The 13,941-nt window shown below is 29.3% G+C and carries 11 protein-coding genes and 2 other annotated features; of the genes, 1 reads left to right on the top strand and 10 read right to left on the bottom strand.

Annotated features, from left to right (window positions below):
• Position 1: 1 nt before the first annotated feature.
• The 8 genes from ruvX to ACD762_RS05415 all read right to left on the bottom strand — a co-directional run bounded on the left by ruvX (position 2) and on the right by ACD762_RS05415 (position 10,325).
• Positions 2–436 (bottom strand): Holliday junction resolvase RuvX, encoded by a 435-nt coding sequence (gene ruvX / locus ACD762_RS05380; protein ID WP_423364713.1) that lies wholly within the window; start codon positions 434–436, stop codon positions 2–4.
• Positions 433–696, bottom strand: coding sequence for an IreB family regulatory phosphoprotein (locus ACD762_RS05385; RefSeq protein ID WP_423362966.1), 264 nt, complete (start codon positions 694–696; stop codon positions 433–435). The genes ruvX and ACD762_RS05385 overlap by 4 nt, the downstream gene beginning before the upstream one ends.
• A 62-nt stretch (positions 697–758) precedes the next feature.
• On the bottom strand, positions 759–3,368 hold the full coding sequence (gene alaS / locus ACD762_RS05390; RefSeq protein ID WP_423362967.1) for an alanine--tRNA ligase: 2,610 nt from the start codon (positions 3,366–3,368) through the stop codon (positions 759–761).
• Between the two features lie 41 nt (positions 3,369–3,409).
• Positions 3,410–3,609, bottom strand: a binding site (T-box leader).
• Positions 3,610–3,657: 48 nt separating this feature from the next.
• Positions 3,658–6,237, bottom strand: a complete 2,580-nt coding sequence (locus ACD762_RS05395) for a valine--tRNA ligase (protein ID WP_423362968.1) — start codon at positions 6,235–6,237, stop codon at positions 3,658–3,660.
• Positions 6,238–6,273: 36 nt separating this feature from the next.
• Positions 6,274–6,489: a binding site (T-box leader), on the bottom strand.
• A 171-nt stretch (positions 6,490–6,660) separates the two neighbouring features.
• Positions 6,661–7,038: an HsmA family protein gene (locus ACD762_RS05400; RefSeq protein WP_423362969.1), complete on the bottom strand. Its 378-nt coding sequence runs from the start codon at positions 7,036–7,038 to the stop codon at positions 6,661–6,663.
• 168 nt (positions 7,039–7,206) lie between these two features.
• The gene (locus ACD762_RS05405) at positions 7,207–7,572 is read right to left on the bottom strand and encodes a PqqD family peptide modification chaperone (RefSeq protein WP_423362970.1); all 366 of its coding nucleotides are present in this window, start codon (positions 7,570–7,572) and stop codon (positions 7,207–7,209) included.
• Between the two features lie 3 nt (positions 7,573–7,575).
• Positions 7,576–9,501 (bottom strand): OPT/YSL family transporter, encoded by a 1,926-nt coding sequence (locus ACD762_RS05410; RefSeq protein WP_423362971.1) that lies wholly within the window; start codon positions 9,499–9,501, stop codon positions 7,576–7,578.
• A 266-nt stretch (positions 9,502–9,767) separates the two neighbouring features.
• A complete protein-coding gene (locus tag ACD762_RS05415; protein ID WP_423362972.1) occupies positions 9,768–10,325 on the bottom strand; it encodes a cob(I)yrinic acid a,c-diamide adenosyltransferase in 558 nt (185 codons plus the stop codon).
• A 271-nt stretch (positions 10,326–10,596) separates the two neighbouring features.
• On the opposite strand from ACD762_RS05415, the gene ACD762_RS05420 reads away from it, so the two are divergent.
• A complete protein-coding gene (locus ACD762_RS05420; protein WP_423362973.1) occupies positions 10,597–10,929 on the top strand; it encodes a hypothetical protein in 333 nt (110 codons plus the stop codon).
• Between the two features lie 41 nt (positions 10,930–10,970).
• On the opposite strand, the gene pfkA is transcribed toward ACD762_RS05420, so the two are convergent.
• Positions 10,971–11,927: a 6-phosphofructokinase gene (pfkA, locus tag ACD762_RS05425; RefSeq protein ID WP_423362974.1), complete on the bottom strand. Its 957-nt coding sequence runs from the start codon at positions 11,925–11,927 to the stop codon at positions 10,971–10,973.
• Between the two features lies 1 nt (position 11,928).
• Positions 11,929–13,830: a threonine--tRNA ligase gene (thrS, locus tag ACD762_RS05430; RefSeq protein ID WP_423362975.1), complete on the bottom strand. Its 1,902-nt coding sequence runs from the start codon at positions 13,828–13,830 to the stop codon at positions 11,929–11,931.
• Positions 13,831–13,941: the final 111 nt, after the last annotated feature.

Below are 13,941 nucleotides of genomic sequence, written 5' to 3' on the forward strand. Positions count from 1 at the left end.
CCTATTTAATTGAATCAAGATAAGCTTGCAGTATACTTACTGCAGCTAGCTTATCAATTGATTGTTTTCTTTTTTCTCTAGACATGTTTATTGAGATCATAAAGTTGTCTGCAATAACACTAGTTAATCTTTCATCCCATAAAATAACTTCTACTTTAAAGTTATCTTCAAGTCTTTTTTTAAAATTGATTGATCGTTGTGAAGATTCTGATAAATCACCATTCATATGTTTAGGATTACCTAAAATGAACTTGTCTATATCATATTTAGCAAGTTCTTCTTTTAGTAGTCTTATAGCTTTTTTATATGAATCTTCTTCAAAGCGGATAGTTTTCAAACCTTGTGCTGTATATCCAAGTGGATCTGATACTGCAATCCCGCAAGTTTTACTTCCTAAGTCTAATCCAATGATTCTTTTTATTTTTGCTATAATTATTTACCTAGATATGATTTTACTAGTTCTTCGATTATTTCATCACGAGTAACTTTTTGAATCATCTTTCTTGAATCGTTATAACTTGAAATATAAGCAGGGTCATTTGAGATTAAGTAACCTACTATTTGGTTTATAGAATTATAACCTTTTTCATCTAATGCTTTTACTACGTGTTCTAAAATACTACGAACTCTTTGGTCTTGTATTTCAGAAGCATCAAAAAGCATTGTTTGTTCATCTTTGTAATTTGTGCTTGACATAAACTACCACCATCCTATCTAATAATATTTTACTATAATTAACATAAAATATCTATTAATAACTAAATTTGTTCAAAAAGAACTATTATTTTCTCACAATTTATGCTTTCTGATACGCCGCCTTGAGCCATATCTGGCTTTCCGCCACCTTTTCCATTGAATTCTTGGTTAATTATTTGTGCAATATCTTTAGCTTTCTTACCTTTTAATACTAAATCATTAGTAACACCTACAACATATGGTTTTTTACCTAGATCAGAATATATTACACTAATAGTGTTTTCTTTTTCATTTTTAATTTTATCAACATATGCTTTTAAGTCTTTTACATCCTCTGTTGCTAAGTTATTTATGATATAATTTATTCCATTTATGTTTTTTTCAATTAAAGAATCATTGTTCATATTTCCATTTAATAACTGTTCTTTTAACATTGTTATTTCTTGTTTATTATGTTTTTGTTCTTGTAATAAATTATCAAGTTTTTTTAATGCTTTAAAAGAATCATTTTCACCTAGTTTATGAGTTATATTATTCAATATATCTTCTTCATCTTTTAATAGTTGATATGCTGCTTTTGATGTTTTAGCAATTATTCTTCTTATTCCAGAACCTACTGATTCTTCTTTTTCTATTTTAAATAGTCCTATTTCACTTGTTGATGAAACATGTGTTCCTCCACATAGCTCAATTGATATTCCTGCAACTTCAACTACTCTAACTTCATCATCGTATTTATCTGAAAATAAAGCCATTGCACCTTTATCTTTGGCATCTTGAATGTTCATGCTTTCTATACTAACATTACTTCCACTAAATATAGCTTCGTTAACAATATTTTCAATTTCAGTTAATTGTTCTTTATTTATTTTTTCATAATGACTAAAGTCAAATCTTAAGTATTCTTCAGTTACATATGAACCTGCTTGATTTGCATGTTTACCAACTACATCTTTAAGTGCTTGGTGTAATAAGTGTGTAGCAGTATGATTTCTTTGAACTAATTTTCTAAATTCAATATCTAATTGTAATAAACATTCCTGATTAATACTTAAATCTGCTTTTTCTACTAAATGAAGATGTTGTCCATTAGGAGCTTTTCTAACTTTGATAACTTGTAATACTTTATTATCTACTGTTATTGTTCCTTTATCTGATATTTGTCCTCCACTTTCAGCATAGAACACTGTTTTATCAAAGATAATTTCTCCACTACCTTTTAATTCTTGTACTGATACACCATCTTGAAACAATCCTATTATTTTTGATTGAACTTTATTAGCACAATATCCTATAAAGTCTGATTGTTTTTTAAAATCCAATAAATCAGCTGATTGTGAACTCATATTTGAAGAGTCTTTAAAGCTTGCTCTTGCCATCTCTTGTTGGTTTAGCATATGTTTTTTAAATCCTTCAATATCTACTTCATATGATGATTCTTCACTTAATTCTAAGACTAATTCTATTGGAAAACCATATGTATCATATAATTTAAAAGCATCTTCACCATTTATTATTTTTGTATCACTACTATTTTGTTTAACTTCTTCATATAATTTCAATCCAGAAGATAGTGTTTTTTGAAATCTTTCTTCATCTAATTTAATTACTTTTTTTACTAAATCTTTTTTATCATTAAGATATGGATAGTAATCTTCCATTGTAGTTGTGACAACATCTACTAATTTATATAAAAATGGATCTTTAATTCCAAGTTCTAAACCAAATCTAGAAGCTCTTCTTAAAAGTCTTTTTAAGACATATCCTCTACCTTCATTTGAAAACATTGCTCCATCTGCTAAAGCAAATGTTAATGCTCTAATATGGTCTGCAATTACTTTAAACGCTCTTTTGTGAGCACCTGTATATGATTGATTTGACATTATTTCAATTTCTTTTATTATTGGCATAAACAAGTCTGTTTCAAAATTTGTTTCAGCATGTTGTACTATTGAAGTTAATCTTTCTAGACCCATTCCTGTATCAATGTTTTTTTGTGGAAGTTGTTTATAGTCTTTTCTATCAACACCTTCTACTGCATTATATTGTGAAAATACGATATTCCATATTTCAATATAACGATCATTGTCCATATCTTTTGCAAGCAGTTCTATTCCAATGTTTTCTGGATCATATTCAATTCCTCTATCATAAAATATTTCCGAATTTGGTCCTGATGGTCCAGCTCCAATTTCCCAGAAGTTTCCTTCTAATCTAAATATTCTTGAATCATCTAAACCAATTTCTTCATGCCATATTTTATATGCTTCATCATCATCTGTATATATTGTTACATATAATTTATCTATATCAAAATTAATCCAATTTTCACTTGTTAAAAACTCCCAAGCAAAAGCGATTGCTTCTTTTTTAAAATAGTCTCCTATTGAAAAATTACCTAACATTTCAAACATTGTATGATGTCTTGCAGTTAAACCAACATTTTCTATATCATTTGTTCTTAATGATCTTTGTGAATTTGCTATTCTAGGCACTTCTAGTGTTACACTTCCATCAAAGTATTTTTTTAATGCACTTACTCCTGAATTTATCCAAAGTAATGATGGATCATTATTTGGTATTAAAGGAGCTCCTGGTTCTATCATATGATTCTTTTCTTTGAAAAAGTCTAGAAACATTTTTCTTATTTCAGCACTTGTTTGATATTTCATATATATCCTCCTGTATTTAAATAATATAAAAAGACAATAAATTCAGGAACGAAATATCTTCGCGGTACCATCCTGATTCATTGTCTTCAATGCTCTTAATTTAACTTTAACGCAGTTTTACGTATTGTTTTCACAATATACTAGAAAGGAGCTTCATTATATATAATTACAGATTTTCACCAAACATCTGTTCTCTTATAAAACTATATGATAATTACTTATCTTTCATCTTGGTATTTTATTTTATCATTATAGCAAAATTTCACTACTTTGTAAACTATCTATTTAGTTATTTAAGTTGATCTACAATTGCTTGAATACTATCATACTTAGCTTGATAAGTAGCAAGCTTGTCTTTTTCTTCAGCAACTTTTGCAGCTGGTGCTTTTGAAATGAATTTTTCATTGCTTAGCATTCCTTTTGCTCTTGATATTTCTTTTGTTAGTTGCTCAAGTTCTACTTGATATTCTGCTATTACTTCTTCATTAGATTTTTCTTCTACCATGCTTAAATCTACTGCTACTGTTGTTCCATCTTTTGTAATATATGTTTCTATTCTTGAAGCTTGATCACTTATTCCTTTAGTAAAGTTTATCATTTTTTCAATGTATTCATTAGCTTGTGATAAGTCTTTATCAATTTCATAGTTAATCTTAATAGCTCTTTTTATTTCATACTCTTTTCTAATTTCTCTAAACATTGTAATTAATTCCATTGCATCTTGAGCACTTGTAGTATCAAAGTTATAATCATTATTTTCTTCTGGATAATTTGTTGTTACTATTGTTTCTTCGCCTGTTAATGCAGTATATATTTCTTCTGTTACAAATGGCATAAATGGATTTAACATTTTTAAAATTGCTTCTAGTACATATTTATGTACTGATTTTGTTGTTTCTAATTCCATTGTTGCTTTAGACATTTCAATATACCATGAACAATAATCGTCCCAGATGAAACTATAAAGTGAGCTACCTACTATTGTAAATTCATATTTTTCCATGTTTAATGTTACTTCTTGAATTGTTTCATTTAATCTTTTTAAGATCCATTTATCAGCTGGTAATAAATCACTTATTGCAAATACATCTGTTGTTGTATCTTCAATGTTCATCATTACAAATCTTGCTGCATTCCATAATTTATTTATGAAGTTTTTTGTTGCTTCAACTTTTTCTTCTGTATATCTTAAATCTTGTCCTGGTGATGAATTAGTTGTTAAGAAAAATCTAAGTGAATCGGCACCATATTTATCTATTACGTCCATTGGATCAACACCATTACCTAATGATTTTGACATTTTTCTACCTTCTGAATCTCTTACTAGTCCATGTATTAATACATCTTCAAATGGTTTATCATCAAGAAATTCATGTGACATGAAAATCATTCTTGATACCCAGAAAAAGATAATATCATAACCTGTTACTAAAACACTTGTTGGAAAATATCTATCAAGATCTGGTGTTTTTTCTGGCCAACCTAGTGTTGAAAATGGCCAAAGTCCTGATGAAAACCATGTATCTAAGACATCTTCATCTTGTGAATAGTTTTCTATATCTTGAGGTGGGTTGATTCCAACATAAACTTCTTTGGTTTCATTGTGGTACCAAGCAGGTATTCTATGTCCCCACCATAATTGACGAGAAATTGTCCAATCCTCTACTTTTTCCATCCATTGAAGGAAGGTTTTTTCAAAACGTTCTGGTACAAAGTTAATTTTATCAGATGTACTTTGATAATCTGTTGCAGCTTGTGATAATTTATCCATGGCAACAAACCACTGCAATGATAAAAGTGGTTCAACAACTGCTCCTGATCTTTCAGAATGTCCTACACTGTGAATAATTGAATCCATTTTGATAAATGTACCTTCTTCTTTTGATGCTTCAATAAATTGTTTACGACATTCAAATCGATCTAATCCTTGAAACTTTTTAGGAACCCATTCATTGCTTGCCATACTTGCATCATCATTTAAAATAATTTTTATTGGTACATCATGTCTTTTTCCTACTTCAAAGTCATTTGGATCATGGGCTGGGGTAATCTTAACACAACCACTACCTACTTCCATATCAACATATTCATCAGTAATTATTGGTATTGCTATATGTGAAACTGGTGTATATACTTCTTTACCAATATAGTTTGTGTATCTTTCATCTTTTGGGTGTACTGCAATAGCACCATCTCCAAAGATTGTTTCTGGTCTTGTAGTCATTACTTCTAAAAACTTACCACTACCATCACTAAATTCATATTTAAAGTAATGTTCAAATCCTGCTACATCTTCATGAATAACCTCAATGTTAGATAAGGCTGTTTGAGCTGCAGGATCCCAGTTAATGATTCTTTTGCCACGATAAATATAGCCTTTATTATATAAATCTACAAATACTTTAGTTACAGCATCATTTAGTCCAGAATCTAATGTAAATCTTTCTCTTTGATAATCTAGACCTAATCCTAACTTACCCCATTGCTCTTTTATTGTTGCAGCATATTCATCTTTCCATTCCCATGCTTTTTCTAAGAATTTTTCACGACCTAATTCTCTAAAAGAAGTTCCTTGTTGTCTTAGTCTTTGATCTACTTTTGCTTGTGTTGATATTCCAGCATGATCCATTCCAGATACCCAAACAGTATCAAAGCCTTTCATTTTCTTATATCTTATTAAGACATCTTGTAGTGTTGTATCCCATGCATGTCCTAAGTGTAATTTTCCAGTTACATTTGGTGGAGGAATTACAATAGTAAATGGCTCCTTGCTTAAATCATTTGTTGAAAAATATTTTTTATCTATCCAATTTTGATTTTTGTGCTCTTCAACTTGAAGATGATTATATTTATCATTAATTTTTCTCATGTTTATGCTCCTTTCAAAATAAAAAAAACGCCCTATAATAAGGACGTTATATACGCGGTACCACCTTAATTCATAAATATTAAAAATATTTATGCACTTAGAAATCGATAACGAGATTAAACGAGATAATGTTACTACTATTTCACATTTCTAGCTCCTAGACTACCTTCAATTAATATCATGTAATCTTACACCAAACGATTACTCTCTTTAATGATTAATTAATTTACTCCTTCTATTCTTTGCTTTTAATATATTTATTATATTATCATAAGTTTATAATTTTTACAATGATGTTATTGTTTTTATTGTATAAATGTAATTCTATTATGATTATGTCTTAAAATAATTTATATTTATTGCAAAAGATTACTATAAAAACATTAAAATTAAAGATGTAATTGTTTAAACAGTTGTCATTTTTTATCTAGACATTCCCATAACCATGCCAATTCCATATGGAATTAGCCAAATAATCCATACTAATAAGCTGAATTTATGAAAGTTTGCTTTCATGTTTTCATTACCTTTATAGTAAACTACTATTGCCCAAACTAAATGAATTGCCATCAGAACAATAGCTATTGTTCCTGTAATCATGTGTAATGAATTAGTTGTTGTTGCTGAAGCTATTGTACTCATTAAAGTAGTTCCAATAGTATCAAATACTAAACCTAATGCAAACAGTATCAAATGTTTGAATGTTAGTGTCTTTTTCTTTCTTTCTGCAAATACGGCTGTTGTATAAAATACTAATGCTAATGTTATTGCAATTATCGCAAATATTAATGTAGTGTTCATATTAAATCTTCCTTTATTTTAAATTTCCTTATTTATTATATGCTTAATGTATTAGGTATGCAAAAATAAAGCCTTTTTACTTTTTGATAATTTATTCAAAAAAAAACCTAGGCTATAATTTATAGTCTAGGTTTTTATTGTATTTATTAGTATTTACTAATAAAAGGTTTAATTAACTTTATGAATATACTTAAAGTTTGCTTCAATATGGTTTAGGAATAATAATAAATTTTCATACAAACCTTCATCTTTAAAACCATATTGATCTTTTAACACTTTAGCAATGTCATCAACGGTTCTGTTACCATCGATTAATTGAAAAACTGTACTAGCATGTTTATCTAAGGACATTCTTGAATATTCAGGTATTTTTACTTTTATTTTTCTAAGTATTTTTTGAATTCTATGATCTTGTTTAATTAAAATTGTTACAATGCCATTTTCATCAACTTCATATTCAAGTCCATCTTTATGTTGATATACAACTTTTAAGACATCTTCATTTGTTTTAATTATGGTTTGCTTTTTTTTCATATATTAGTCCTTTTTAAGTTTTCCAAATGCTATTGGTAATGTTACTAAAACAACAGCTATTACAAATAATATTATTGCCATTCCATTACCAGCTGCAAATCCTGCTGGAGTTCCAGCTGTAATTATACCTGATACTTGTAAAATAATACCGATTAAACCAATGATTGATCCACCAGCAACAAGTCCAGATGATAATGATACACCATTTGCAAGTCTAGCGTCTCTTTCTGCTTCATCTTTTTTAGTTTTTAATTCAACGAATAGTTTAATTAAAGCACCAGCAAGAATGATTGAAGTTGTTGCGATTGGTAAATAGAATCCGATTGCAACAGTCATAATTGGTAAATCTAACATCCATAATACTACTGCCATAAAGATACCAGCAATGATCATACCCCATGGTAAGTCACCTTGAATAATACCTTTTGTTAATGTTCCCATTAAGTTAGCTTGTGGTAATGCGAATTGATTTGGATCTACTAATTGATCTTTTAATAAAACGATAATTCCAACTACGATTACAACTCCTACTAAACCAGCAATTGTAAAGTATCTTGTCATTTCATTTTTGTTACCACCAATTACATATGTAACTTTTTGTGATTGAGAGAACCCACCAGCCATTGCTATAGCTGTTACTATTAATGTACCAAACATTAATAAAGAGTGGTTGTTTTCTGGACTAGTCCATCCTGAGATTAAGAATAGTAAAGTTACAATAACTAGTGATGCAATTGTCATACCTGAAACTGGTAAGTTAGAAGTACCGATAGTACCTGTTAATCTACCTGCAACGATTACGAATAAGAACATTAATACTAATGAAACTAATGTAATTAAGATAGCCATTCCAACGTTCATACTTGAAATTACAAATCCAGCAATTAAAGCAACTACTGCACCAACAACTAAAATGATTATTCCTAAGTTAGAACCTTTTTCAGCTCCTTCTCCTTTAGAACCTTTCATTGTTTCTTTTAATGAAGTTATAATTGTTGGGATTAATTTTAATGCTCCAATAATACCACCAAATAACATCATACCAGCACCAATATATTTAGTATATGAACCTGCAATGTCTGCAGCTCCCATATCTTTTACTAACATAGGTGCATCTGAACCAATTGTATTCCATGTAATAGCTGATGCATCAGCCATTTGAGAGAAGTAACCAATTAATGGATTAACTGCAAAGTTTGCTAAGATTGATCCAGCAAACATTGTTAATGAAACTTCCATACCTACGATAAATCCAATACCTAATAGTAATGGGTTAACTTCAAGGTCGAATTTCCATTTGTAAGCTTCTGAACCTACCCAGCTCATTACATTATTACATAAACCTAAAACAGATCCTGTAACTAAAGTAATAATTCCACCAATACCAAATCCAATTCCCATATATTTCAATGATTCTCCACCTGTATCTGATGCTACAAGTGTTTCTGAAATGGCCATTGATTCTGGATACATTAATTTACCATGTTCTTCAATAATTAAGTAGTTGTAAACTAATGATGCAACTCCGATACCGAATAGTACTCCACCAAATCCTACTAGAACACCTTCAATAAAGCTGATTTGCCCACCAACTAATAATACAGCTGGTAAAACAAAGATAATTCCTGATGCAACTGATTCTCCACCAGATGACATCCCTTGAACTAAGTTAGTTCCTAAAATACCTTTGTTTTTAGCTAATGCTGTTACAAGGGCAGCTCCTAGAATAGATCCAGGAATACCTGCAGCTACTGTTAACCCAGCTTTCATACCTGAATATGCTGTTGACGCGGCAAACAATGCAGCAAGTAAAATACCGATAATTAGGACGATTGTGTTTCCACCAGTTTGGTTTCCTTCGCTGATGTAAGGAACATAATCTTTACCGGCAACGCCTCCATAGGCTTCTTTTGGTAATTTTTTCTCCATGAATAATTCATCTCCTTTTATATTTACATACGTATTATATCACAAGAAAAACATAATTTTATTAAATATACACTAAAAAAGTATAATGCGCGTTAACATTATACTTGTGTATATTTAACACTTCTCTTGTGTTAATATTTAATTTATAAATAATAAATACTTTTCTCTAATTTTAACAATAATTTCACATTCATTATATTTGAGTATTAATATAATTATTAGAAATATCTATGTTGTTTGTTGTGTTTAGTTTCTTTTATTTGTAATTACTTATTATTTCTTTCAAAAATCATTGGATGATCAACAACATTGTCTAGTTTATTTAAATATCTAGATAAAACATAGAAATAATCACTCATTCTATTTATAAGTGGTAATATGTTAGAATTAAATTTTTCATCTTCATTTAAATTTTCTACTAGTGTTACTATTCTTCTTTCAGATCTTCTTGTAATTGTTCTTATTACTCCTGCTTCACAAGATCTTTGTGAACCTGTAGGATAAGTAAAAGTTTTTAATGGCTCTAATTGTTTTTCTAAGCCATCAATATATGATTCTATTCTAGTTGCATCTTCTTCAGTAATTGAAAATGGAATTGTTTCAGTTGGATTTGCTAAATCTGATCCAATATAGAAAAATAATGTCATGATATCTTCTAATTGTTTAATCAATTCTTCTTCTTTAATTAAACCATATAGTTTTCCTATATGTGCAGATGCTTCATCTGTTGTCCCATATGATTCTAATCTTTCGCTTCCTTTTGATATACGACCACCAATTACACCAGTAGTTTTTTTATCTCCTGTTTTAGTATATACACTCATTATGTATACCTCCTTAATTATTATCTTCTTTACAATTATTATCTCATGCTCTTTGTTATTTTAAAATGAAAATGTTAACTTTTGTTTTTAATTGGTGTGCTTAAATAACTACTATATTATATATAGATATACGTTTTATTTATTTGTGAATTATTTATGACTTAATAACCTATACTTTTTAAATGTTTTTATTTTTTTGTTTTTGTCTACAATATACTTTTTAGTTGATGTATGTTATATTATTTTTAGTCTAAAAGGTTGGTGAAGTGAAATGTTAAATAGATTAATTCAAAGAAGAGAAGAAAAGAAATTTGAAAAACAATTGTATCTTCAATTAGATAACATTAATATGATGATAGAAGCAACTTTAGATAAACTTTATGAAGATCATCGTTTGGTGTTAAATTATGAAGATGGATCATCAATTACCGTTTTTATTGATCATATAAAAATGATTGAAAGAAATGCTGATCATACTTGTCGTTTATTTCTTTCTGTTTCTGATTATATTGATACACCCTATTCTTATGATGTATTACCTATTGCGATTGCATTATATAAAAAGAATGAATCATATGAATATGAGTTATCAAACAAATATTAATAGGCACACGAAAACACCATTTCAAAAATGGTGTTTTTATTTTATTTTATTATTTCAGCTATTTTATATGTTTCATAATCTATTTCTCTGTCTAGTTTTAAGGCTTCTTCTATTGGTGTTGCATATATTTTAAAACCATCTGTTCCTAAACATATTTTTGATTTTCCCGCTACTAAATAATCTGCAGCTTTTGCCCCAAACAATGATGCGATATAACGGTCTATAGCACTAGGTGTACCCCCTCTTTGAATGTAACCTAATATTGTTGCTCGACTGTTAAATTTTGTGCATTTTTCTATTGCCTTTGCAAGTTCTAAAACATTAGTAATATTTTCAGTTATTACTATTAAAAAGTGCTGTTTTCCTGAAGCAAATGCTTCTTTTGCTAGATTCACTAACTGTTCAAAAGAATACTCAAAATCTGAAGTTATAATGGCTTCAGCTCCTGTTGATATACCCGCTTTTAAAGCAATATCGCCACAGTTTCGGCCCATTACTTCTACTATTGAACATCTTCTATGTGAAGTTGATGTATCTCTTAATTTATCTATTGCTTCTACTACTGTATTTACTGCTGTATCATAGCCTATTGTTAGTTTTGTTGATGGTATATCATTATCAATAGTTCCTGGGACTCCTATAACTTTAATTCCATGTCTTGCTAAAGCTAAGGCCCCCCTATAAGAACCATCTCCACCAATCACTACTAATCCTTCAATTCCCATTTTTTTAAGCTTGTTAGCAATCTCAACTTGAACTTCTGGTTCTAACATTTCTAAAAATCTTGCTGTACCTAAAATTGTTCCTCCACGATTTAAGGTATCAGAAACACTAGAACGATCCATTGCAAAAATATCATCATGGTAAAGCCCATGAAATCCATCGCGGATTCCATAGACTTCCATACCATGGTGTAAAGCAGTTCTGACAAAAGCTCTAATTGCGGCGTTCATTCCCGGTGCATCGCCACCTGATGTCAATATTGCTACTTTATTCATACTATTGATTACCTTTACTTGCTATTTCTGCTTGAATCATTTCAATAAATTGTTCTATTGATACATTAACTTGATCTTCACTTCCATATTTACGATAAGTTACTGAGTTACTTTCTACTTCTTTATCTCCAATTACTAATTGATATGGAATCTTTTTAACTTGAGCATCTCTTATTAAATAACCTAGTTTTTCATCTCTTAAATCAATACTTGATCTTAAATCTAAACCTTTGAATTGAGCATTTAATTTTGCAGCATACTCTTCATGTACTTCATTAACTGGAATGATTTTAATTTGTTCTGGTGCTAACCAAGTTGGGAAAGCTCCAGCATAGTGTTCAATTAATATTCCAATAAATCTTTCTATTGAACCTAATAATGCTCTGTGTAACATTACTGGTCTTTGTTTACTACCATCTTTATCAATATAAGATAAATTAAATCTTTCTGGTAAGTTTTGATCTAATTGGATTGTACCACATTGCCATACTCGACCAATTGAATCTCTTAATTTAAAGTCGATTTTTGGACCATAGAATGCTCCATCACCTTCATTAATTATATAATCATATCCAGCTGCTTTTACTGCCTTCATTAAAGCTGCTTCTGATTTTTCCCATATTTCTTCTGAACCAATGGCATTTTCTGGTCTAGTAGAAATTTCAATATGGAAACTTAATCCAAATGTGTTATAGATTTCTGCATATAAATCAATTAAGCTTACAATTTCACTTTCAATTTGATCTGGAGTCATAAAGATATGAGCATCATCTTGAGTAAATGCTCTAACTCTAAATAGACCATGTAATGCTCCACTTGCTTCATGTCTATGTACTAATCCTAATTCTCCAACTCTCATTGGGAATTCTTTATATGAATGAATTTGGTAATCATAAACTAACATAGCTCCTGGACAGTTCATTGGTTTAATAGCAAATTCATGTTTATCTATTTCAGAAGTATACATGTTTTCTCTATAGTTAAACCAGTGTCCTGATACTTCCCATAATTCTTTATTTAACATTATTGGTGTATTAATAAAAGTGTAGTTTTCTCTTTTATGAACACTCATCCAGTAATTTAAAAGATTTTCTCTTAATGTCATACCTGCAGGTAACCAGAATGGAAATCCTGGTCCATATTCACTAATCATGAATAAATCTAACTCTTTACCTAATTTACGGTGATCTCTTTTTTTAGCTTCTTCTAACATGTTTAAGTGTTCTTCTAATTCTTCTTTTGAACTCATAGCAATACCATAAATTCTTTGCATCATTTCATTATCTGAATCACCTTTCCAATATGCTCCAGCAATTGATAATAATTTAAAGCTTTTTAATACTTTAGTATTGTCTACATGAGGTCCTCTACATACATCAGCCCAATCTCCTTGAGTATAAACTGATATTGGATATTCACAAATATCTTCAATTATTTGTTTTTTATAACTATCATTACTAAATAATTCTAAAGCTTCTTCTTTACTTACTTCTTTTCTTTCTATTTGAATTGCTGCTGAAACTATCTTTTGCATCTCTTTTTCAATTTTTTTCAAATCTTCATCATTAATATGTGCTTCTGATACAAAATCATAATAGAAACCATTTTCTATTGCAGGTCCTACTCCAAATTGTGCATCTGGATATAATCTTTTAATTGCATGTGCCATTAAATGTGCTGCAGAATGATTTAATATTTCAAATGCTTCTGGATCTGTAATTTCAATTAATTTTATTTTAGCATCTTCATTTATCGGAGTTAATAAATCAACCATTTTCCCATTAACTTCTCCTGCTATTACTTTTTTTCTAAGTGATTTAGATATTTCTGATGCAATTTTATCTAATGTAATTCCTTGTTCATATTCCTTTACCATACCATCTAAGAATTCAATTTTAATCATTTTAATCTTCCTTTCAACTTTCTATTTTAATAAAAAAAACGCTTCATCCATAAAGGACGAAACGTTCGTGGTACCACCTTAGTTTGTTAGAATTAATCTAACCTCTATCTT

This window comes from Mycoplasma sp. P36-A1, assembly GCF_049478495.1.
GTDB lineage: Bacteria > Bacillota_I > Bacilli_A > JAJDGJ01 > JAJDGJ01 > P36-A1.